Below are 22552 nucleotides of genomic sequence, written 5' to 3' on the forward strand. Positions count from 1 at the left end.
ATGTCCCTCGACCACCGGCTCACCGAAGAGCACGAGGAACTCCGCCGTACCGTCGAGGAGTTCGCCCACGACGTCGTGGCGCCGAAGATCGGCGACTACTACGAGCGGCACGAGTTCCCGTACGAGATCGTCCGCGAGATGGGCCGCATGGGCCTGTTCGGGCTGCCGTTCCCCGAGGAGTACGGCGGCATGGGCGGTGACTACCTGGCCCTCGGGATCGCCCTGGAGGAGCTGGCCCGGGTCGACTCCTCCGTGGCCATCACCCTGGAGGCGGGCGTCTCGCTCGGCGCCATGCCGGTCTACCGCTTCGGCACGGAGGAGCAGAAGCGCGCGTGGCTGCCGAAGCTGTGCTCCGGCGAGGTGCTCGGCGCGTTCGGCCTGACCGAGCCGGGCGCGGGCTCGGACGCGGGCGGCACCCGCACCACGGCGGTCCGCGACGGCGACCACTGGGTCGTCAACGGCTCGAAGTGCTTCATCACCAACTCCGGTACGGACATCACGGGTCTGGTGACGGTCACGGCGGTCACCGGCCGCAAGCCCGACGGGCGTCCGCTGATCTCCTCGATCATCGTGCCGTCCGGCACCCCGGGCTTCACGGTCGCCGCCCCGTACTCGAAGGTCGGCTGGAACGCCTCGGACACCCGTGAGCTCTCCTTCGACGACGTCCGCGTCCCGGTGGAGAACCTGCTCGGCGAGGAGGGCCGGGGGTACGCGCAGTTCCTGCGGATCCTGGACGAGGGCCGGGTCGCGATCGCGGCGCTGGCGACGGGCCTCGCGCAGGGCTGTGTGGACGAGTCGGTGAAGTACGCGAAGGAGCGTCACGCCTTCGGGTCGCCGATCAGCACGTACCAGGCGATCCAGTTCAAGATCGCCGACATGGAGACGAAGGCCCACATGGCCCGGATCGGCTGGCGGGACGCGGCCTCGCGGCTCGTGCTGGGCGAGCCGTTCAAGAAGGAGGCGGCGATCGCGAAGCTGTACTCCTCCACGGTGGCGGTGGACAACGCCCGCGAGGCGACCCAGATCCACGGCGGCTACGGCTTCATGAACGAGTACCCGGTGGCCCGGATGTGGCGCGACTCGAAGATCCTGGAGATCGGCGAGGGCACCAGCGAGGTCCAGCGGATGCTGATCGCGCGGGAGTTGGGCCTGCCGGCCTGATCCGGCCCCCCGGCCCGGCCCGGTCTCCGTGACGGAGCGAGCCCGTCGTCCCCCCGGGGCGGCGGGCTCTCCCCCACCCCTGTAGAGTTTAGTGAGGTTAGGCTAACCTACGTTTTCATGACCCAAGCCGAGACCGCCCCCTTCACGTTCTTCTCCCTCCAGGTCGACCGGACGCGGCGCCTCGGCCCGTCCCTGGTCCGGATCACCTTCACCGGGGACGACCTGAAGGACTTCGCCGCCGGGGGCCGCGACCAGTCGCTCTCCCTCTTCCTGCCGCACCCCGGCCAGGAGGCCCCGGTCCTGCCGCCGCTGGACGACCCCGACATGTACGCGATCCTGGGCGCCTGGCGGGCGATGCCGGACGACGTGCGGGCCGTGATGCGCTCGTACACCGTCCGCGAGCAGCGCACCGGGCCGAACGAGATCGACATCGACTTCGCCCTCCATGAGGACGGCGGCCCCGCCTGCCGCTGGGCCGGCCGCGCCGAGCCCGGCGACCGGGTGGTGGTCCTGGGCCCGGCGGTCGCCGCGAACACGGGCGTCCGCTTCCAGCTCCCCGAGGACGCCGACTCCGTGCTGATCTGGGCCGACGAGACGGCCCTGCCCGCCGCCTCCGCGATCCTGGAGTGGCTGCCGGCCGAGACCCGCGCCCGGGTGTTCCTGGAAGTGCCGTTCTCCGGCGACCGGACGGAGCTCGCGACCGAGGCGGACGCCACGGTCACCTGGCTCGTACGGGAGGAAGGGGCGCCGTCCGCCGTCGACGCGGTGTCCGGCACCGAGCTGCCCGGACTGGCCCCGTACGTCTGGATCGCGGGCGAGTCGGGCGCGGTGAAGGCGCTGCGCCGGCACTTCGTACGGGAGCGGGGACTCGACCGCCGCCGGGTCACGTTCGTCGGCTACTGGCGCAAGGGCCTGTCCGAGGACGCCCTGCGCGAGGTGCCGGACGAGACGGCGCGGGACGAGGCCCTGGACGGGACCGCTCGGGGCCAGGTCCAGGACGCGGCCTAGACCCCCTCCCGGCCCCGGTGCCCCCGCAGGGCCAACGGCCCCCCATCCCCTTCGGGTTGGGGGGCCGTTGTGCCAGAAAGTTAGGTTAGGCTAACCTAACCAAGACCGACCGAGTCCGCTCCCGGAAGGGCCCCACATGCGTTCCCACCTGCTCAACGACACGACGGCGGAGAGCTACCGGCGCTCCGTCACCGAAGGAGTGGAGCGGGTGGCGAGGAAACTCGCGACGACGCGCGGCCCGTTCACGGGCGTGACGCCCGCCGAGCTGGCCCCCGTCGTCGACGCCGTCGACCTCGACCGGCCGCTCGGCGACGCCTCCGCCGCCCTCGACGAGCTGGAGGACGTCTACCTCCGCGACGCCGTCTACTTCCACCACCCCCGCTACCTCGGGCACCTCAACTGCCCGGTGGTCATCCCCGCCGTCCTCGGCGAGGCCGTCCTCTCGGCGGTCAACTCCTCGCTCGACACCTGGGACCAGAGCGCCGGCGGCACGCTCATCGAGCGGAAACTGATCGACTGGACCACCGGCCGGATCGGCCTCGGCCCGCTCGCCGACGGCGTGTTCACCAGCGGCGGCACCCAGTCCAACCTCCAGGCCCTGCTCCTCGCCCGTGAGGAGACCGGCGCGGCCGACCTGTCGAAACTGCGGATCTTCTCCTCCGAGTGCAGCCACTTCAGCGTCCAGAAGTCGGCCCAGCTGCTCGGCCTCGGGCGCGACGCCGTCGTCTCCGTCCCGGTCGACCGCGACAAGCGCATGCAGTCCGTCGTCCTCGCCGCCGAACTGGAGACCTGCCGCGCCGAGGGCCTGGTCCCGATGGCGATCGTCGCCACCGCCGGCACCACCGACTTCGGCTCCATCGACCCGCTCCCCGAGATCGCGAACCTGGCCGCCGAGTACGGCGCCTGGATGCACGTCGACGCCGCCTACGGCTGCGGACTGCTCGCCTCCCGGACCCGGCGCGGGCTCCTCGACGGCATCGAGCGGGCCGACTCGGTCACCGTCGACTACCACAAGTCCTTCTTCCAGCCGGTGAGCTCCTCCGCCGTCCTGGTCCGCGACGGCGCCACCCTGCGCCACGCGACCTACCACGCGGACTACCTCAACCCCCTCCCCCAAGCCCTCGGCTCCGCTCGAGCAGGGGGGACCCCCTCGACGCTCGCCGAGCGGATCCCCAACCAGGTCGACAAGTCCCTCCAGACCACCCGCCGCTTCGACGCGCTCAAGCTCTGGATGACCCTGCGCGTGATGGGCGCCGACGGCATCGGCGAGCTCTTCGACGAGGTCTGCGGCCTGGCCCGCGAGGGCTTCGCACTGCTCGCCGCCGACCCGCGCTACGACGTCGTGGTCGAGCCGCAGCTCTCCACCCTCGTCTACCGCTACGTCCCCGAGTCCGTGACCTCCCCCGACGACGTCGACCGGGCCAACCTCTACGCCCGCAAGGCCCTGTTCGCCTCCGGCGAGGCGGTCGTCGCCGGCACCAGGGTCGACGGCCGCCAGTACCTCAAGTTCACCTTGCTCAACCCCGAGACCACCGCGGCCGACATCGCCGCCGTCCTCGATCTGATAGCCGGCCACGCCGAGCAGTACCTGGGAGAGAACCTTGTCCACGCCTGAGATCCACGACTTCATCGGCATCGGGCTCGGTCCGTTCAACCTCGGACTCGCCTGCCTGGCCGAGCCGATCGCCGAGCTGAACGGCGTCTTCCTGGAGTCCAAGCCGGACTTCGAGTGGCACTCGGGGATGTTCCTCGACGGCGCCCACCTCCAGACCCCCTTCATGTCGGACCTGGTCACCCTCGCGGACCCGACCTCCCCGTACTCCTTCCTGAACTACCTGAAGGAGAAGGGCCGGCTCTACTCCTTCTACATCCGCGAGAACTTCTACCCGCTGCGCACCGAGTACAACGACTACTGCCGCTGGGCCGCCGGGAAACTCACCTCGATCCGCTTCTCCACCACGGTCACCACCGTGACGTACGACGAGACCACCGAGCTGTACGCGGTGGCCACGGCTGCCGGGGAGACGTTCCGGTCGCGCCGGATCGTCCTCGGCACCGGCACCCCGCCGTACGTCCCGGAGGCCTGCCGAGACCTCGGCGGCGACCTGATCCACAACTCGCGCTACCTCCCGCACAAGGAGGAGCTGCAGAAGAAGGGGTCGATCACCCTGGTCGGCAGCGGACAGAGCGCCGCCGAGATCTACCACGACCTCCTGAGCGAGATCGACGTCCACGGCTACCGGCTGAACTGGGTGACCCGCTCCCCCCGCTTCTTCCCGCTCGAATACACCAAGCTCACCCTGGAGATGACCTCCCCGGAGTACGTGGACTACTTCCACGCGCTGCCCGAGCAGACCCGCTACCGCCTGGAGACCGAGCAGAAGGGCCTGTTCAAGGGCATCGACGGCGAGCTGATCGACGCCATCTTCGACCTGCTCTACCAGAAGAACCTGAACGGCCCGGTCCCCACCCGCCTCCTGACCAACTCGTCCCTGAACACGGCCGCGTACGACTCCGCGACGGGCACGTACGCGCTCGGCTTCCGCCAGGAGGAGCAGGAGAGGGACTTCACCGTGGAGACCGAGGGCCTGATCCTCGCCACCGGCTACAGATACGCCGTCCCCGCCTTCCTGAAGCCGGTCGAGGACCGTCTCCGCTTCGACGGCCGGGGCCGTTTCGACGTGGCCCGCAACTACGCGATCGACACCACCGGCCGCGGGATCTTCCTGCAGAACGCCGGCGTGCACACCCATTCGATCACCTCGCCCGACCTGGGCATGGGCCCGTACCGCAACGCCTACATCATCGGGGAGATGCTGGGTTCCGAGTACTACCCCGTAGAGAAGACCATCGCGTTCCAGGAGTTCGCCGTATGACCGCCGTCATCCACATACGTCCCCTCGACCCCCTGAAGGACGCCGAGCTGATCCACCCCTGGGTCACCCACCCCAAGGCCGCCTTCTGGATGATGCAGGACGCGAAGCTCCAGGACGTCGAGCGCGAGTACATGGCGATCGCCGCCCATCCGCACCACGACGCCTTCATCGGCCTCGTCGACGGCGAGCCCGCCTTCCTCATGGAGCGGTACGACCCCTCGGAGGTCGAGCTGGTCGGGCTGTACGAGGCGCGGCCCGGCGACGTCGGGATGCACTTCCTCGTCGCGCCCACCGACACCCCCGTGCACGGCTTCACCCGGACCGTGATCACCGCCGTGATGGCGGAGCTGTTCGCCGACCCGGCGACCGCCCGCGTGGTCGTCGAGCCCGACGTCCGCAACAAGGCCGTGCACGCGCTCAACGAGGCCGTCGGCTTCGTGCCCGAGCGCGAGATCCAGAAGCCCGAGAAGAAGGCCCTGCTGAGCTTCTGCACCCGCGCCCAGTTCGAGACCGCCGTCGGAGCCGCCGCGTGAACCCCGTCGCACACCTCACCCCCGAGCGCTGGGCCGCCGCCAACCGCGCCCTGATCCGCAAGGGCCTCGCCGAGTTCGCCCACGAGCGGCTGCTGCACCCCGAGGAGCTGGGCGAGAGCCGCTACCAGGTCCTCAGCGACGACGGCACGGTCGAGTACCGCTTCACCGCCGACCGCTTCGCGCTGGACCACTGGCAGGTCTACCCGGACTCGATCAGCCGCCACCGGGGCGACGAGCAGCTCCCGCTCGACGCGCTCCGGTTCGTCATCGAGCTGCGCGGCTCCCTCGGCCTGAGCGACGAGGTCCTGCCGGTCTACCTGGAGGAGATCTCCTCCACCCTGGCGGGCACGGCCTACAAGTCGACCAAGCCGCCCGTGTCCTCCGCCGAACTGGCCCGCGCCGGCTTCCAGGCGATCGAGACCGGGATGACCGAGGGCCACCCCTGCTTCGTCGCCAACAACGGCCGGCTGGGCTTCGGCGTTGACGAGTACCGGGCGTACGCGCCGGAGACGGCGAGCGAGATCCACCTGATCTGGCTCGCGGCCCACCGCGACCGCGCCACGTTCACGGCGGGGGAGGGCATCGCGTACGAGGCGTTCGTCCGCGCGGAGCTCGGCGACGCGACGGTGGACGGCTTCGCCGCGACGCTGGCGGCCCGGGGCCTGGACCCGTCGGACTACCTCCTCGTGCCGGCCCATCCCTGGCAGTGGTGGAACAAGCTGTCCGTCACCTTCGCCGCCGAGGTCGCGCAGGAGCGCCTGGTGTACCTGGGCGAGGGCGACGACGCCTACCTGGCGCAGCAGTCGATCCGCACCTTCTTCAACGCCTCCGACCCGGCCAGGCACTACGTGAAGACGGCCCTGTCCGTCCTCAACATGGGCTTCATGCGCGGCCTGTCGGCGGCGTACATGGAGGCCACTCCGGCGATCAACGACTGGCTGCACGGCCTGATCGAGGCGGACGCCACGCTCGGGGCGGCCCGGTTCTCGATCATCCGCGAGCGGGCGGCGGTCGGCTACCGGCACCTGGAGTACGAGGCCGCGACGGACCGCTACTCGCCGTACCGGAAGATGCTGGCGGCCCTGTGGCGCGAGTCGCCGGTGCCGACGCTCGCCGGGGGCGAGCGCCTGGCGACGATGGCGTCCCTCCTCCACGTGGACCACGCGGGCGCGTCCTTCGCGGGCGCGCTGGTCAAGGAGTCGGGCCTGGAGCCGACGGCGTGGCTGAGGAAGTACCTGGACGCCTACCTCCTCCCGGTCCTGCACTGCTTCTACGCGTACGACCTGGTCTTCATGCCGCACGGCGAGAACGTGATCCTGGTCCTGGACGAGCGGGGCGCGGTGGCCCGCGCGATCTTCAAGGACATCGCGGAGGAGATCTGCGTGATGGACCCGGCGGCGGTCCTCCCGCCGGCGGTGGGGCGGATCCGCGCCGAGGTCCCGGAGGACATGAAGCTCCTCTCGGTCTTCACGGACGTCTTCGACTGCTTCTTCCGCTTCCTGGGCTCGACCCTGGCGGCGGAGGGCGTCCTCGACGAGGACGACTTCTGGCGGACGGTCGCGGAGTGCGTGCGCGCCTACCAGGAGTCGAAGCCGGAACTGGCGGAGAAGTTCGCGCGGTACGACATGTTCGCGGAGACCTTCGCCCTCTCGGCCCTCAACCGCCTCCAGCTCCGCAACAACAGGCAGATGGTCGACCTGGCGGACCCGTCGGCGGCCCTCCAGCTGGTCGGCGACCTGGTGAACCCGATCGCCCGGTTCGCCTGACGTCGCCCCGAACCGATGCGAGCCCCGGCGGAGTACGGTCCTCCGCCGGGGCTCGCATCACCTTCGGGGCCTCACCGGCGGCGACCGGATCGAGCTCACCCGTTCCGGTGACGCGCGCGGCGCGGTGTCGGCGCCCTCCCCCGGCCGGGGCTCCCCGGCCGGGCGTTCCGCGTCTGCCCCTCGGCTCCTACTCCGCCGGCCAGGGCACCTCCGGCGAGCGGTACCAGGCGATGCCCAGCGCGTCGAAGCGGGGGGCCTGTTCGGCGAGGCGCTCCTTGTAGGCGTCCCAGTCGTGGGAGGACGCCGGGGACCAGCCGAGTTCGGCGATGCCCGGGAGGCGGGGGAAGGCCATGACGTCGAGGTCGCCGGTGGAGGCGAGGGTCTCGGTCCAGAGCGGGGCCTCGACGCCCCGGACGGCGTCCTCGGGGGCGCCGGGGAGGTAGGTGGAGGGGTTCCAGTCGTAGGAGCGTCGGACCTCGACGTAGCCGGCCCAGGCGAGGCCGAGCGGGGTGTCCTTGGTGTACTTCATGTCGAGGTACGTGCGGTCGGCGGGCGAGAGGATCAGGCCCGTGCCGTTGCGGGCGGCCGCGGCGACCCGTTCCTTCTCCTCGGCGGGGGTGCGGTCGAGGCCCCAGTACTGGACGAGGGCGCCCTTCGCGGGGGTGGCGCCGGTCAGCTGGTGCCAGCCGACGACGGTCTTGCCGTACTTGGCGACGACCGGCTGCACCTTGTCCATGAAGGCCACGTAGTCGGCGTGGCTGGTGGAGTGGGCCTCGTCGCCGCCGATGTGGAGGTAGCGGCCGGGGGTGAGGGCGGCCACCTCCCGGACGACGTCGTCGACGAAGTCGTACGTGACGGGCTTGGGCACGCACAGGGAGCTGAAGCCGACCTTGGTGCCGGTGTAGAGGGGCGGGGCGACGCCGTCGCAGGTGAGCTCGGCGTAGGAGGCGAGGGCCGCGTTGGTGTGGCCGGGCATGTCGATCTCGGGGATCACCTCCTGGTAGCGGGAGGCGGCGTACTCCACGATCTCGCGGTACTGCGCCTTGGTGTAGAAGCCGCCGGGACCGCCGCCGACCTCGGTGGAGCCGCCCTGGGTGGTGAGGCGGGGCCAGGAGTCGACGGCGATGCGCCATCCCTGGTCGTCGGAGAGGTGCAGGTGGAGGGTGTTGACCTTGTAGAGGGCGGCCTGGTCGATGAAGCGCTTGACCTCGTCGACGGTGAAGAAGTGGCGGGCGACGTCGAGCATCACGCCGCGGTGGGCGTAGCGCGGGGTGTCGGTGACGGTGCCGCCGGCGATCCTCCAGGGGCCCGGCTGGACGCTCTTGCGTTCGACGGCGGAGGGGAGCTGCTGGCGCACGGTCTGGAGGCCGCGGAAGAGGCCGGCGGGTTCGCGGGCGGTGAGGGTGAGCCCGTCGGGCGCGGAGCGGAGCCGGTAGCCCTCGGCGCCGAGGGCGGTCTCGTCGGGGTCGAGGCGGAGCCGGATGCCGTGGCCGACGGCGCGGTCGTCGACGACGGGGAGCGGGAAGCCGGTGGCGGGGCGGAGGAGTCCGGCGAGGTAGCGGCCGAGGGCCTGGGTCTCGCCGGAGTTCTCGTCGACGCCGATGCGGGTGGCGGCGGTGAGGGTGTAGGGCTCGCCCTCGGGGGTGACGGAGGCGGGCGCGGGCACGATGCGGCCGAGCGGGCGGACCTCGGGTTCGGCGGCGGCCCTGCCGGGTGCCTTGCCGTCGGTGCTGTCGGCGCCGGTGGCGGTCTCTCCGCAGCCGACGCCGGCGGTCGCGAACAGGAGCAGGAATCCGATCAGGCGCGGAATCGTCATGCGCTGTCTCACAGGCGGGCTCCCCTTCGGGTGATCGACACGTCCGTCGTTCTGTATATCCCTTCGGCCGTCCTGCGTACCGCCGCCCTCGCCCGGGGTCAAGGTCTGGACCAAGAAGCCGAAAAGCTGGACGGATCACGCCCTCCCTGCCCGAATTCGGGCAGGATTCTTGCGGAGGGCCGCGACGACCCCTCAGTATGCACGGGTGCTCGAACGCCGCCCGTCGCACGACGACCTCATCGACCACCTGGTCCGCAGCACCGCGCTCCAGCGCGGTGAGGCCGCCCGGGTGGTGCTCGACGTGCTGGCGTACTTCGACGAGACGACCGAGGAGTTCGTCCGCCGCCGCCACCGCGAACTGCAGTCCGGCGGCGCCGTGAACGCCGAGATCTTCGAACGGATCGCGGCGGAGCTGCCGCACCGGGCGGTGGCGCCGCCGGAGCTCTCGCTCCGGCAGCTGCGCCGCATCGTCTACGGCTGAGCTCCGTACGTCCGAGTACATCCACCAACCTGGAGGGGTTTCACCTTTATGTGCGGAATTGTCGGTTACATCGGTAAGCGCGACGTGGCTCCGCTGCTCCTGGAGGGCCTGGCCCGCCTGGAGTACCGCGGATACGACTCGGCCGGCATGGTCGTCACCAGCCCGAAGGCCTCCGGCCTGAAGATGGTGAAGGCCAAGGGCCGCGTCCGCGACCTGGAGGCCAAGGTCCCCAAGCGTTTCACCGGCACCACCGGCATCGCCCACACCCGCTGGGCCACGCACGGCGCCCCGAGCGACGTCAACTCGCACCCGCACCTGGACCCCGAGAACAAGGTCGCGGTCGTCCACAACGGCATCGTCGACAACGCCCAGGAGCTCCGCGCCAAGCTGGAGGCCGACGGCGTCGTCTTCGCCTCCGAGACGGACACCGAGGTCATCACCCACCTCATCGCCCGCTCCCAGGCCGAGACCCTCGAGGAGAAGGTCCGCGAGGCCCTCAAGGTCATCGAGGGCACCTACGGCATCGCCGTGATGCACGCCGACTTCAACGACCGCATCGTGGTGGCCCGCAACGGCTCCCCGGTCATCCTCGGCATCGGCGAGAAGGAGATGCTCGTCGCCTCCGACGTCGCCGCCCTGATCGCCCACACCCGCCAGGTCGTCACCCTCGACGACGGCGAGATGGCCACCCTCAAGGCCGACGACTTCCGCACGTACACCACCTCGGGCGCCTCCACCACGGCCACCCCCGAGACCGTCGAGTGGGAGGCCGCCTCCTACGACATGGGCGGCCACGACACCTTCATGCACAAGGAGATCTCCGAGCAGCCCGACGCGGTCGACCGCGTGCTGCGCGGCCGGATCGACGACCGCTTCTCCACCGTGCACCTGGGCGGCCTGAACCTCGACCCGCGCGAGGCCCGCACCATCCGCCGCATCAAGATCCTCGGCTGCGGCACCTCGTACCACGCCGGCCTCATCGGCGCCGGGCTCATCGAGTCCATGGCCCGCATCCCCGCCGACGCCGAGCCGGCCTCCGAGTTCCGCTACCGCAACCCGGTCGTGGACCCCGACACCCTCTACATCGCCGTCTCCCAGTCCGGTGAGACCTACGACGTGCTCGCCGCCGTCCAGGAGCTCAAGCGGAAGGGCGCCCGCGTCCTCGGCGTCGTCAACGTCGTCGGCTCCGCCATCGCCCGCGAGGCCGACGGCGGCGTGTACGTCCACGCCGGCCCCGAGGTCTGCGTCGTCTCCACCAAGTGCTTCACCAACACGGTCACCGCCTTCGCGCTGCTCGCCCTGCACCTGGGCCGCATCCGCGACCTGTCCGTCACCGACGGCAAGCGGATCATCGAGGGCCTGCGCAAGCTGCCCTCGCAGATCGAGGAGATCCTCAAGACCGAGGACCGGATCAAGGAGATCGCCGCGGAGTACGCCGGCGCCCAGTCGATGATGTTCATCGGCCGGGTGCGCGGCTACCCCGTCGCCCTGGAGGCCTCCCTCAAGCTGAAGGAGATCTCCTACATCCACGCCGAGGCGTACCCGGCCTCCGAGCTGAAGCACGGCCCGCTCGCCCTCATCGAGCCGGCCCTGCCGACCGTCGCGATCGTCCCCGACGACGACCTGCTGGAGAAGAACCGCGCCGCCCTGGAGGAGATCAAGGCCCGCAGCGGCCGCATCCTCGCGGTCGCGCACCAGCCGCAGGCGAAGGCCGACCACACCATCGTCGTCCCGAAGAACGAGGACGAGCTGGACCCGATCCTGATGGGCATCCCACTCCAGCTCCTCGCCTACCACACGGCGCTCGCCATGGGCCGTGACATCGACAAGCCGCGCAACCTGGCGAAGTCCGTCACCGTCGAGTAGGCCGCCCGGCCGAACAGGCCGCCCCGCCGTCACGGCCGAGGCGCGGCGCCCGGGCCTGTCCCCCGGACGCCGCGCCCCTCCGGGCCTGTCCCCCGGAAACCTCGGCCGGACACCGGCGGTCCCCCGTGCACACACCTCCCGTGCACGGGGGACCGCCTTTTCCGCGCTCAGCCCGCGGCCGGGGCACCGCCCGCCGAGCGGCGCAGGGCCATCGGCCAGCCGGCGACCGCGGCCGTGGCGCCGTACCAGGCCAGCAGGCCCGCCGCGGCGGCGACCCAGCCGCCCGCCTTCCCGAGGGCGCCGTTGTCGGCGAGGGCGCCGATGCCGAGCAGCAGCAGCGCGACGAACAGCAGCCCGTACACGCCCTGTCCGAAGAGCCCGCTGCCCGCGGCGGCCATGGTCAGCGTGAGCGCGAGGAGCGCCCACAGGAGCAGGAAGAGGCCCATGGCGTCGGCCGAGGCGTGCCCGCCGGCTCCGCTGCCCCAGGTGAACCAGAAGGCGCCGAGCGCCGCGTACGCCGTGCCTTCGCCCTTGGCGCCCGCGCGCAGGGCGAGCAGTCCGACGAGGAAGAGCGTCACGCCGCCGACCCAGGTGGCGAGACCCGCGGCATCCGCTGCCGCGACGTTGTCGATGACACCGGTTCCGCCCAGGCCGAAGGCCAGCAGGGTCAGTCCGAGTGCCAGGTGGCCGAGCGTGGAGGTGGTGTTTCCCGCGGCGACTTCGTTGTTCACGGCGGGCTCCCTTCAGGTGTGCAGTTGTCCTGCGTGAGCTGCTGTGTTCCGTGGCCTTTATGTACCCTTCACAAGCACACAATTCACCTGAGGAAGGCTGAATTTATGGCCGGATGACAGCAGTTGGGGGAGTGACCTGACGACCCGTACGGGACGGGGGGATCCGCGGACGCGTTACGGGATGACGATGACGGGCCGCTGGGCGCGGCGCGCGAGGCGGCCGGCGACCGAGCCGAAGATCCGGCCGACGATCCCGTGCGTGGAGCCGACCACGATCGCGTCGGCCGAGTACTCCCGGCCGACCTCCTCCAGCTCGTGGCAGATGTCCCCGCCGCGCTCGACCAGGATCCACGGCACCTCGGAGAGGTGCTCGGCGCAGGCCAGCTCCAGGCCGAGGACCTCGGTGCGGTGGTCGGGCACGTCGACGAAGACCGGGGGCTCGCAGCCGGCCCACACCGTGGTGGGCAGCCGGTTGGCCACGTGCACGATGATCAGGCCCGATCCGGAGCGGCGGGCCATGCCGATGGCGTACGCGAGGGCGCGCTCACTGGACGTGGAGCCGTCGAAGCCGACGACCACCCCGTGCCGGAAGGCCGGGTCGCAGGCATGACGTGGCTGTTCCACCGCGAGGGGGTCGACCGTGGAATCGGCGACGCGCTTGCGGTCCGCGGGTTCGGGGAATTCGTGACCGGCCATCGGTGTCTCGGCGAAGAGGGTCCTCGTGGGAAGGGACGGGGAAAGGGGGGACGAACGACGGGTGACGGCGGAGCTGTGTCCGGGAATCATCTTCCCAAGCCCATACCCCCAAGGGTACGGCGACACTCCTCTCCTGCCCAGAGCCCGCCGTGCCACCCCCGGCGTGCCCGCCGCTCGCGCGCGGCGTTCCAGGGAGCATGCACGAGGGGTTCGGGATCTGGCAATGCCGGATGTGCCCTACAGGCGTCCGTACGGGGGCCAAACGGACGTCGCCGAGAGTGACCGGAACGTTCCGCTCCTCGTTGCCACAGGTCCGACCCCCCACGGCCGCGGACCCGGCCCCACCGCCACCGCGGTCCCGTCCCCCCACCAGCGCAGACCCGCCCCACGCCCGCCGCGGGCCTCCGCGGAACCGACCCCACGGCCGTCCGAGACCCGGCCCCGCAGCCGCAGACCCGCCCCACCGTCGCAGGGAGACCGCCCGTGCCCGCACCATCGACCGCCGTCGGCCAGACCGCCCCCGCCCCCGGCACGTCCCGCGGCCGGCGCCGGGCCCCCGACCTCCCTCCGGCCGCCGGCGCGGACCCGGGGACGGGAAGGGGGACGGGAGCGGGGGGAGGCTCCGGGGCGGGCGCGGGCCCGGCGGACCAGGCCGGTGACGTCGTCCGCTGGGCGGTCTTCTGCTGCGCGCTGGTCCCCGTGGTGCTCGTCGTCTGCGGCGCCTCGCTCGGCGGGGCCGCCGGGACCGCGCTCGGGCTCGTCTCGGTGACGGCGGCCTGTCGGCTGCTGCTGCGCCGCTCGGAGTGCGGACTGCGGTCCGAGCGGGTCCGCACGGGGCGCCGGAGCTAGCCCCCGAGGGGACCGGAGCCGGCCCCCGCCCCCCTTCGAGTTGACAGGTTCGTACACCCGACCCCATATGTTTTCAGCCAACTTGACGTCGTCGGCGAGTCCTTGGCGGAACGGTTGGCCAAGCCCGGCGCCGAGGGCCCCGGAAGCCCCGTACCGGGGGCCCATACCCCCCGCGTACGGGGGCGTTCGTCGACCCGCCCCCTCCCCCGCGGCCGTCGGACGCCGGACTTCGCGATCGATCGCTTCACGCCAAGTTGCCTTGTCGACAATCCACCGGATGGAGAACTTGTCACGCCGGCGCCACGGGACGCAGTAGATTCGATCATGGGTACCGAAGACTGGGGTCTCGTGCAAAACCGAGGGGAAACGTGCAGGAGCGACACGACCAGGGAGACGCGAACACCGAGGGGGGCTTAGCGTCATGAGCCAGGACTCCGCCGCACCGGAGGCCGCACGGAAGCTGTCCGGGCGCCGCCGTCGCGAAGTCGTCGCGGTGCTGCTGTTCAGCGGCGGCCCCATCTTCGAGAGCTCCATCCCGCTCTCCGTGTTCGGCATCGACCGGCAGGACGCCGGAGTGCCCCGTTACCGGCTGCTCGTCTGCGCCGGCGAGGAGGGCCCGCTGCGGACCACCGGCGGGCTCGAACTCACCGCGCCGTACGGCCTGGAGGCCATCGGCCGGGCGGGCACCGTCGTCGTCCCGGCCTGGCGGTCGATCACCTCACCGCCGCCGCCGGAGGCGCTCGAAGCGCTGCGCCGCGCACACGAGGAGGGGGCCAGGATCGTCGGGCTGTGCACCGGGGCGTTCGTCCTGGCCGCGGCCGGACTGCTCGACGGCCGACCGGCGACCACGCACTGGATGTACGCGCCGACGCTCGCCAAGCGCTATCCGTCGGTCCATGTGGACCCGCGGGAGCTCTTCGTCGACGACGGGGACGTGCTGACCTCCGCCGGCACCGCGGCGGGCATCGATCTGTGTCTGCACATCGTGCGGACCGACCACGGCACCGAGGCCGCGGGCGCGCTGGCGCGCCGGCTGGTCGTCCCGCCGCGGCGCAGCGGCGGTCAGGAGCGCTACCTCGACAGGTCTTTACCCGAGGAGATCGGCGCCGACCCGCTGGCCGAGGTCGTCGCCTGGGCGCTGGAGCACCTCCACGAGCAGTTCGACGTGGAGACGCTCGCCGCGCGCGCCTACATGTCACGGCGGACCTTCGACCGCCGGTTCCGCTCGCTGACGGGCTCCGCCCCGCTCCAGTGGCTGATCACCCAGCGGGTGCTGCAGGCGCAGCGGCTGCTCGAGACCTCCGACTACTCGGTCGACGAGGTCGCGGGCAGGTGCGGCTTCCGCTCCCCGGTGGCGCTGCGCGGCCACTTCCGGCGCCAGCTCGGCTCCTCGCCGGCCGCGTACCGCGCGGCGTACCGCGCCCGGCGGCCGCAGGGCGAGGTCGGCACGGCGGTGCTCGAACCGGCGGTGCCGGCCCAGGGCCCGGCGGGACTCCGCAGGCCGCTTGAGCCGGGCAAGCCGCAGTCGGACGCGTACGCCTCCGGCCGGCCGGCCCTGCCGGGCCAGCGCAGCGCGCCGTAACAGGACCGCCGCCGCCACAAGCGGCGCGACGCAGGACCGACGGGCCCCCGGGGACACCTCCCCCGGGGGCCCGTCGGCGTCCTCGGCGGCATCGACGCGCGACCTCGTTCCCGGCCCGCCGTTCGCCCCTCCTGAACCCCGGTTCCTACCCGTGCGGCAGGAACACAAGCCTCCGCTCCCTATTGAAATGATCACCTTTCCGGGCGCCCGAAAGCGGTGACGTTGCGTCGTTTCCCCCGACATGGCCCCTGGTACTTTCGGGCTTTCCGATGAAAGGGAAATCGATGAACATCAGGCGCCTCTTCGCGTCCGGGGGCCTCGCCCTGGTCGTCGCCGCCGGGTCCACCCTCGCCCTCGCGGGCCCGGCCAACGCCGTCATCGGCTGCGCCGACTTCCACGCCTGCCTGTACTACAACTCCGACTACCAGGGAGCGATGTACAAGCAGGAGTACGACGTCCCGGACTACTACAACCGGTACTTCGAATCGAGCCTCGCCGGCAGCAATGGAAACGGAGTGGTGGTCAAGAACAATGCCGCCTCCGTGGACAACTGGGACAGGCTCAGCCGTATTCGCATCTACTACAACTCGAACTACAACGGCTCCTACGCCTACCAGACCATTGCGGCGAACGGCAAGGCGAACCTCAACGCCACGATGAAGAACAACAACGCCTCCGGAATGTTCATCGACTACGGCGGCAACAAGTGACGGTCTGACACAAGAGGGGCGTTCCGTCCGGACCCCGACGGGGTCCGGACGGAACGCCCCTCCCGCACTCTTCGCCCCGCACCACCGCCTCGAAGGAACCAGAACCCATGGGAACGCCCCTCCCCCGCGCCCTTTCGGCCGCCCTCCCGGCCGCGCTCGCGGCAGCCCTGCTCGCCGGCTGCGGCGGTCCCCCCGACGGGGCGGGCGGAACGGACCCGGGAATTCCCGCCGCGGTCACGGTGCCCAGAATCACCACGGCGGTGACCGACCCCGTACCCGTCGAGTCCTACCTGCTCTCCGAAGAGCAGTGGAACAAGCTCGGCAGGGCCGAATACGCGCTGCGCGCGCAGTGCATGCGGCGCTTCGGTTTCCCGTACGACGAACCCATGCTCACGGCTGATCCCTCCGGGCAGACCGTCTCCCAGTACCGCTACGGCAAGCTGGACCCCGCGAAAACCGCCGTGTACGGGTACAGGATGCCCCGAACCGATTCCGCCGGAAAGAAGGCCGCCGAGGAGCGGCCCGGGGAGATCGGCGCAAATGAGCGAATGATCCTCACCGGCACCGCGAATCCCGCGGAGAAGAGCGGAAAGGGCGGTCAGGACATCAAGGGTCAGAAGGTGCCCCGGGGGGGCTGCTTCGGCGAGGCGCGGCGGAAGCTGGGCGACTACGGGGACGCGCAGATCGCCGACGACGTGAATCTCGACAGCTTCGGGAAATCGCTCCAGGACGGGCGGGTGCTGGCCGTCTTCGCGAAATGGTCGCGCTGCATGGCGAAGAGCGGATACCACTACAAGAACCCGATCGAGGCGTCCGACGACGGGAAGTGGTCCGGCGAGACGGCCTCCCCGGAGGAGAGGACCGTCGCCACCGTCGACGCCGAGTGCAAGATCGAGCACAACGTGGCGGGCGTCTGGTACTCCGTCGACGTCGCCTACCAGAAGCAGGCGATCGAGGCGCACGCCGAGGAGCTCGACCAGGTGCGGAAGGCCATCCAGGAACAGCTGAAGGTCGCCTCCGAGGTCCTCGGGGGCCGAAGCGGCGCGTGATGCCGCGGCTCGCCCCCTGGGGCGAGACGCTGATCACGTCTTAGGGTAGGACGCATGAACGATCGCATGGTGTGGATCGACTGCGAGATGACCGGGCTCTCGCTGACGGACGACGCACTCATCGAGGTGGCCGCGCTGGTCACCGACTCGGAACTGAACGTGCTCGGCGACGGAGTGGACATCGTGATCCGCCCGCCGGACACCGCCCTGGAGACCATGCCCGAGATCGTGCGCCAGATGCACACGACCTCGGGGCTGCTCGACGCGCTCGCCGGCGGCACCACGCTCGCCGACGCGGAGGCCCAGGTCCTCGCGTACATCCGCGAGCACGTCAAGGAGCCGGGCAAGGCGCCGCTGTGCGGGAACTCGGTCTCCACGGACCGCGGCTTCCTCGCACGCGACATGCCCGCCCTGGAGAGCCACCTGCACTACCGGATCGTCGATGTCTCCTCGGTCAAGGAGCTGGCCCGCCGCTGGTACCCGAGGGCGTACTTCAACAGTCCGGAGAAGAACGGCAACCACCGGGCGCTCGCCGACATCCGCGAGTCCATCGCGGAGCTGCGCTACTACCGCGAGGCGGTCTTCGTCCCGCAGCCCGGCCCCGACTCGGAGACCGCGAAGAAGATCGCGGCCCGTCACGTGCTGCCCGCGGAATGACCGCCCGCTCGCGCCCCCGGAAGCCCCCGCGGAAAACGGTGGCGCGAGCACCCCTCGAAAGCCTGTAGACTTCTTCTCGGCCGGTCGGGGAAACCTTCGGGAAAACCGCCGGTCGTGGTGGGTATAGCTCAGCTGGTAGAGCACCTGGTTGTGGTCCAGGATGTCGCGGGTTCGAGTCCCGTTACTCACCCTGATGGCTCAGGCCCCGGTTCGGAAGAACTGGGGCCTGAGTCGTTCTCCCGTGCGGTCGCGCCGCCGAGGGGATGGGAGCGCGTCCACCCCCGGGAAAAGGGGACGCGCCCCGGTCGGCGGTGGGGTGGTTCCGGCCGGGGCGCGCGGTGTGGGGGGACTCGGGGGTCCGGTCACCGGTAGGCGCCGAAGGCCTTCGTGAAGGCCAGCGGCTGCTGGAGGATCGAGGAGCAGGTGGGGTCGGCGTAGGTCACGGCACCGGCCGCGCACTGCTTGTCACGGGCCGAGGACCACATCGAGAGCCGGCCGATCCCCTTGGCCCTCGCGAAGTCGACGAGCTGGGCGGCGTCCTCCACCGTGAAGACCTCGGACGAGACGTCGTTCACCCCGATCATCGGGGTGACGGCGACGGCCTTCCAGGCGGCCGCGTCGGAGAGGCCGAGGACGCCCTTGATCTGGGCCTGGGTCGCGGTCGCGGCCTGGACGGCGTACGTGCCCATGTCCCCGCCGTACGCCGGTCCGTAGTCCATCGCCATGACGTTGACGGCGTCGACGCGGACGCCGTTCCGCCGGGCGTCGGCCAGCAGGTCCACGCCCGGCTGGGTCAGGCCCTCGGGCATGACCGGCAGGGTGAAGGAGACGTCCAGGCCCGGGTGGGACTTCTGGAGCTGGGCGATCGCCTGGGAGCGGCGGGTGTTGGCCGCGGTGTCCGGCAGGGCCGCGCCCTCGATGTCGAAGTCGAGCTTGGTGAGCCCGTACCGGTCGACGACCTTGCCGTACGCGGCGGCGAGCGCCGAGGAGGTCGGGCAGTTCAGGGCCAGCTCGTGACCGGCGGCGCCGCCGAAGGAGACGCGGACGTCGCCGCCCTTGGCGCGCAGGGCGCCGATCTGGGCCGCGACCGCGTCGTTCGCGAGGTCGGTGACGCCGCCCCACAGCGGGGCGCAGGAGCCGCCGGAGGTGACGAAGGCGAGGTTGAACTCCTTCACGCCGGTGGCGTCGGCGGTCGCGAGCAGGTCGTACGCCGGGTAGAGCGAGGTGTCGACGTACGGGGCGTACAGGGCCCCCGTGGTCGCCGGAGGCGGCGCCGTGGTGGGGGTTCCCGTCGGGGTGGGCCTCACGGTCGCGGTGGCCGTCGGCTTCGGGGAGGCCGTCGTCGTGGGCTTCACGGTCGCGGTGGCCGTCGGCCTCGGGGGGGCCGTCGTCGTGGGCTGCCCGGTCGGGCGGCCGCTCGGGGTGGGGAGGGCGCCCCCGGCGGAACAGGCGGCCCCGTTGATGCGGCAGCCGACGGGATCGCCCGCCCGGCCTGCGGCGGAGGTGACGAAGCCGACGGTGACGGACCGGCCGGGCGCCAGCTGCTTGTTCCAGCTCGCGGGCTTCACGGTGACGTGGCCGCCGGAGACGGCGTGCTCGCCGTTCCAGAGGGAGCCGATGGTGGTGCCGGCGGGGAGGTCGAACTCCAGGGTCCAGTCGGACTGGACGGCGGACGTCTCGTTGGTGACGACGTACTGGCCGGTGTAGCCGCCGGTCCAGGAGCTGGTCCGGGTGTAGGCGGCGCCGACGGCGGCGGCCTGTGCGGTGCCGGTGAGCGCGAGGGCCGCGCCCCCGACGACGGCCGCCGCGACGACCGCTCCGACGACCTTGGTCCGTGTGCTCGTCCTGCGCCGGTGCGAACTGCTGCCCATCGCGTGCCTGCCTCTGCGTGCCGGGGTGTGGGGGTGGGGTGCGGCAGCACGCTAGCGACCGGAAAAAGGGCAAATGCCGTATCGGGGACGCCGGTCGGGATCCTTAGGCTCCGCTTAAGGGAGGCATCGGGACGCCGAAAGGTTGGGCCCGGAGGACCGGGGGCGTCACGCCCTGCGGCGGCGGCCGCGTCGGCCCCCGCCCCCGCCCGTACCGGCTCCGCGTCCGTCGAGGCTGATCCAGATCCGCACCTCGGTGCCGCCGAGGACCGAGTGGCCGATGCGGACGTCGCCGCCCGTCGACTCGGCCAGGCGGCGCACGATGTCGAGGCCGAGGCCGGTGGAGCCGTCGCGTCCGCTGCCCGCGCCCCGCGCGAGCGCGGCGGCGGGGTCGGCGATGCCGGGGCCCGCGTCGGAGACGAGGACGATGACGGCGTCCTCCCCGTTGTGGACGTCGAGGGAGAAGGCCGTGCCCTCGGGGGTGTGGCGGAAGACGTTGCCGAGCAGGGCGTCGAGGGCGGCGACGAGTTCGGGCCGGGCGACGGGGATGCGGACCGGGCGCTCGACGCCCGCGACCCGCACCCGGCGGCCCTCGTCCTCGGCGAGCGCCGACCAGAACTCCATCCGCTCGCGGACCACTTCGGCGGCGTCGCAGCCGGCGCCGGGGGCGGTGGCCTGGGTCTGCGGCTTCGCCTCGCGGGCCGTGCGGATGATGGTGTCGACCTCGCGCTCCAGCTGTTCGACGGCCGCGCGGGTCTGCTCGGCGGCCGGGGAGGAGCCGAGCGAGGCCGCGTTGAGGCGGAGCACGGTGAGCGGGGTGCGGAGCCGGTGGGAGAGGTCGGCGGCCAGCTCCCGCTCGTTGGCGAGGAGCTGCACGACCTGGTCGGCCATCGAGTTGAAGGCGACGGCGGCCGACTTGAGTTCGGGCGGCCCCTCCTCCGGGACGCGGGCGCCGAGCCTGCCCTCGCCGAGGTCGTGGGCGGCGCCGGCGAGCCGCTGGGCGGGCCGGACCATGCGGACGCCGAGGCGGTCGGCGACGGCGACGGAACCGACGACCAGGGCGACGCCGACGCCGGCGAGGACGAGCCAGGCGGTGGCGACGCCGTTGCTGACCTCGCCCTCGGGGACGAAGAGTTCGACGACGGCGACCTGGCCGCTGCTGAGCGCGGTGGGCTGGAGCAGGGCGAAGCCGCCGGGTACCTCGGCGATGGAGGCGCGGCCGAGGCTGCGGGTGGCGGCGAGCTCGGCCGGGTCGGCGCGCCGGGTGCCGATCTCCAGGGCGGTGCCGCCGGGTCCGGGGGCGGGCACGTGGATCGCGAGCCGGCCGACGGCCCCGTCCTCGGTGGTGGCGACGGCCTTGTCGAGTTCGTCGCGGTCGGTGGTGATCGCGAGGACGGGGGCGAGGCCGGCGGCCCGCCGTTCGGCGTTGGAGAAGGCCCGGTCGCGGGCCATCTCCTTGACGACGAGGCCGAGGGGGATCGCGAAGGCGAAGACGACCATGGCGGTGACGGCCAGGGACACCTTGACGAGCGCCCATCTCACGGCTGCGGCTCCCGGGGCGGTTCCAGCTTCACGCCGACCCCGCGCAGGGTGTGCAGATAGCGGGGCCGGGCGGCCGTTTCGCCCAACTTCCGCCGCAGCCACGACAAATGCACGTCGATGGTCTGGTCGTCCCCGTACGACTGCTGCCAGACCTCGGCGAGCAGTTCCTTGCGCGGGACGACGACGCCGGGCCGCCCGGCGAGGAAGGCCAGGAGGTCGAACTCGCGCCGGGTCAGGTCCAACGGCGTCCCGTCGAGCTCCGCCCGGCGGCGCAGCGGGTCGACGGTGAGCCCGCCGACGCGGAGGGCACGGGAGGGCGGTTGCTCGCCGACGGCGCGGGAGCGGCGCAGGACGGCGGCCATCCGCGCGGTGAGGTGGTCGACGGAGAAGGGCTTCACGAGGTAGTCGTCGGCCCCGGCGTGGAGGAGCCGTACGATCTCGGCCTCGTCGTCCCGGGCGGTCGCGATGATCACCGGGACGTCGGTGATCCCGCGCAGCATCTTGAGCGCCTCGGACCCGTCGAGATCGGGCAGACCGAGGTCCAGGATCACGACGTCGAAGCGGAAATGGGCGACCTCGCGCAACGCCTCCAGGGCCGTCCCGACGCTCCGTACGGTGTGGGAGGCTTCGGTCAGCTGCCGGATGAGGGCGGAGCGCACGAACTGGTCGTCCTCGACCACGAGCACACTTGCCATGGGCGGCACCGTACGCCATTCGGGTGAGGTCGTGAGCCATGTCCACCCTCCCGTACGGACCTTGGTCCGGTGGTGCACTATGTCCCGGTGCGAAGAGGACCCGTTCACGCCCTGGCCTGGTCGCTCGCCACCGGCGCGGCGGTCACCCTGTCCTGGTGGGGGGTGCACACGGTGCTGTCCGGCACGGTGTACGACCCGCCCCGCGCGCTGCCCCTCCCGGCCGGCCCCGTCATCGGGACGGCGGCCTCCGACGACGGCCCGGGGACCTCCGCCACCCGGCGGCCCGAGAGCGCCCCGCCCTCCGCGCCCGCCACCCCGACGCCCGTGCCGAGCGAGGTCCGCACGCCCCCGGCCGTCCCGTCCGCGTCCCCCTCGCGCCGCCCGGACCCCACGACGGGGCCGCCCGCCGCCCCCTCCTCGGGACCGGCCGCCGACTCACGGGTGAAGGCCTACGCCGTGGACGGCGGCCGGGTCACCTTCGACCTCGGGAAGACCTCGGCGGAACTGGTCTCGGCGACGCCCGCGTCCGGCTGGCGGATGCAGGTGTGGAAGCAGCCGACCTGGATCCGGGTCACCTTCACCCGGGACGGCCGCGAGCTGTCGGTCTTCTGCGTGTGGCACGACACCGCGCCCCGCGTGGAGGTCGACGACCGGCAGGCCTGAGCC

20 protein-coding genes and 1 tRNA gene are annotated in these 22552 nt (G+C 71.8%); 15 read left to right on the top strand and 6 right to left on the bottom strand.

Annotated features, from left to right (window positions below; translation table 11 throughout):
* From ACZ66Z_RS09755 to ACZ66Z_RS09780, 6 genes are all read left to right on the top strand, one after another.
* On the top strand, window positions 1-1161 hold the full coding sequence (locus ACZ66Z_RS09755; protein WP_469933448.1) for an acyl-CoA dehydrogenase family protein: 1161 nt from the start codon (window positions 1-3) through the stop codon (window positions 1159-1161).
* A gap of 117 nt (window positions 1162-1278) precedes the next feature.
* Window positions 1279-2169, top strand: a complete 891-nt coding sequence (locus ACZ66Z_RS09760; RefSeq protein WP_469933449.1) for a siderophore-interacting protein — start codon at window positions 1279-1281, stop codon at window positions 2167-2169.
* A 136-nt stretch (window positions 2170-2305) separates the two neighbouring features.
* Window positions 2306-3784, top strand: coding sequence for a pyridoxal phosphate-dependent decarboxylase family protein (locus tag ACZ66Z_RS09765; RefSeq protein ID WP_469933450.1), 1479 nt, complete (start codon window positions 2306-2308; stop codon window positions 3782-3784).
* Window positions 3771-5045: a lysine N(6)-hydroxylase/L-ornithine N(5)-oxygenase family protein gene (locus tag ACZ66Z_RS09770; protein ID WP_469933451.1), complete on the top strand. Its 1275-nt coding sequence runs from the start codon at window positions 3771-3773 to the stop codon at window positions 5043-5045. Before ACZ66Z_RS09765 ends, ACZ66Z_RS09770 begins: the two co-directional genes overlap by 14 nt.
* Window positions 5042-5578 carry a GNAT family N-acetyltransferase gene (locus ACZ66Z_RS09775; protein ID WP_469933452.1) on the top strand — a complete coding sequence of 179 codons (537 nt, stop codon included), beginning with the start codon at window positions 5042-5044 and terminating at the stop codon, window positions 5576-5578. The genes ACZ66Z_RS09770 and ACZ66Z_RS09775 overlap by 4 nt, the downstream gene beginning before the upstream one ends.
* Entirely contained in the window at window positions 5575-7344 is a 1770-nt protein-coding gene (locus ACZ66Z_RS09780) for an IucA/IucC family protein (protein ID WP_469933453.1), read from the top strand. The genes ACZ66Z_RS09775 and ACZ66Z_RS09780 overlap by 4 nt, the downstream gene beginning before the upstream one ends.
* Window positions 7345-7531: 187 nt before the next feature.
* Here ACZ66Z_RS09780 and ACZ66Z_RS09785 read toward each other — a convergent pair whose 3' ends face one another.
* Entirely contained in the window at window positions 7532-9160 is a 1629-nt protein-coding gene (locus ACZ66Z_RS09785; protein WP_469933454.1) for a beta-N-acetylhexosaminidase, read from the bottom strand.
* A gap of 205 nt (window positions 9161-9365) precedes the next feature.
* Here ACZ66Z_RS09785 and ACZ66Z_RS09790 point away from each other — a divergent pair, with 205 nt between their 5' ends.
* Window positions 9366-9641, top strand: coding sequence for a hypothetical protein (locus ACZ66Z_RS09790; RefSeq protein WP_030210307.1), 276 nt, complete (start codon window positions 9366-9368; stop codon window positions 9639-9641).
* Window positions 9642-9689: 48 nt separating this feature from the next.
* Window positions 9690-11507: a glutamine--fructose-6-phosphate transaminase (isomerizing) gene (gene glmS / locus ACZ66Z_RS09795; RefSeq protein WP_469933455.1), complete on the top strand. Its 1818-nt coding sequence runs from the start codon at window positions 9690-9692 to the stop codon at window positions 11505-11507.
* A 167-nt stretch (window positions 11508-11674) separates the two neighbouring features.
* Here glmS and ACZ66Z_RS09800 read toward each other — a convergent pair whose 3' ends face one another.
* Together ACZ66Z_RS09800 and ACZ66Z_RS09805 are read right to left on the bottom strand one after the other, a co-directional pair.
* Entirely contained in the window at window positions 11675-12238 is a 564-nt protein-coding gene (locus tag ACZ66Z_RS09800) for a GPR1/FUN34/YaaH family transporter (protein ID WP_469933456.1), read from the bottom strand.
* A gap of 174 nt (window positions 12239-12412) precedes the next feature.
* Window positions 12413-12934, bottom strand: coding sequence for a universal stress protein (locus tag ACZ66Z_RS09805; protein ID WP_015033782.1), 522 nt, complete (start codon window positions 12932-12934; stop codon window positions 12413-12415).
* Between the two features lie 483 nt (window positions 12935-13417).
* Here ACZ66Z_RS09805 and ACZ66Z_RS09810 point away from each other — a divergent pair, with 483 nt between their 5' ends.
* From ACZ66Z_RS09810 to ACZ66Z_RS09835, 6 genes are all read left to right on the top strand, one after another.
* A complete protein-coding gene (locus ACZ66Z_RS09810) occupies window positions 13418-13783 on the top strand; it encodes a hypothetical protein (protein WP_469933457.1) in 366 nt (121 codons plus the stop codon).
* A gap of 421 nt (window positions 13784-14204) precedes the next feature.
* A complete protein-coding gene (locus ACZ66Z_RS09815) occupies window positions 14205-15365 on the top strand; it encodes a helix-turn-helix domain-containing protein (RefSeq protein ID WP_469933458.1) in 1161 nt (386 codons plus the stop codon).
* Between the two features lie 284 nt (window positions 15366-15649).
* Window positions 15650-16075, top strand: coding sequence for a peptidase inhibitor family I36 protein (locus tag ACZ66Z_RS09820; RefSeq protein ID WP_469933459.1), 426 nt, complete (start codon window positions 15650-15652; stop codon window positions 16073-16075).
* Window positions 16076-16182: 107 nt separating this feature from the next.
* Complete coding sequence (locus ACZ66Z_RS09825; protein WP_469933460.1) at window positions 16183-17124, top strand: hypothetical protein; 942 nt, start codon at window positions 16183-16185, stop codon at window positions 17122-17124.
* 54 nt (window positions 17125-17178) lie between these two features.
* Window positions 17179-17781: an oligoribonuclease gene (gene orn, locus ACZ66Z_RS09830; RefSeq protein ID WP_469933461.1), complete on the top strand. Its 603-nt coding sequence runs from the start codon at window positions 17179-17181 to the stop codon at window positions 17779-17781.
* Between the two features lie 117 nt (window positions 17782-17898).
* A tRNA-His gene (locus ACZ66Z_RS09835) sits at window positions 17899-17971 on the top strand.
* Window positions 17972-18143: 172 nt separating this feature from the next.
* Here the strand turns inward: ACZ66Z_RS09835 and ACZ66Z_RS09840 are convergent.
* From ACZ66Z_RS09840 to ACZ66Z_RS09850, 3 genes are all read right to left on the bottom strand, one after another.
* Complete coding sequence (locus ACZ66Z_RS09840) at window positions 18144-19652, bottom strand: glycoside hydrolase family 18 protein (protein ID WP_469933462.1); 1509 nt, start codon at window positions 19650-19652, stop codon at window positions 18144-18146.
* 165 nt (window positions 19653-19817) lie between these two features.
* Window positions 19818-21191 carry a sensor histidine kinase gene (locus ACZ66Z_RS09845; RefSeq protein ID WP_469933463.1) on the bottom strand — a complete coding sequence of 458 codons (1374 nt, stop codon included), beginning with the start codon at window positions 21189-21191 and terminating at the stop codon, window positions 19818-19820.
* Window positions 21188-21886 carry a response regulator transcription factor gene (locus tag ACZ66Z_RS09850; RefSeq protein WP_469933464.1) on the bottom strand — a complete coding sequence of 233 codons (699 nt, stop codon included), beginning with the start codon at window positions 21884-21886 and terminating at the stop codon, window positions 21188-21190. Before ACZ66Z_RS09850 ends, ACZ66Z_RS09845 begins: the two co-directional genes overlap by 4 nt.
* Before the next feature lie 87 nt (window positions 21887-21973).
* On the opposite strand from ACZ66Z_RS09850, the gene ACZ66Z_RS09855 reads away from it, so the two are divergent.
* The gene (locus tag ACZ66Z_RS09855; RefSeq protein ID WP_469933465.1) at window positions 21974-22549 is read left to right on the top strand and encodes a hypothetical protein; all 576 of its coding nucleotides are present in this window, start codon (window positions 21974-21976) and stop codon (window positions 22547-22549) included.
* Window positions 22550-22552: the final 3 nt, after the last annotated feature.

It is taken from the genome of Streptomyces sp. NPDC107498 (assembly GCF_055582805.1).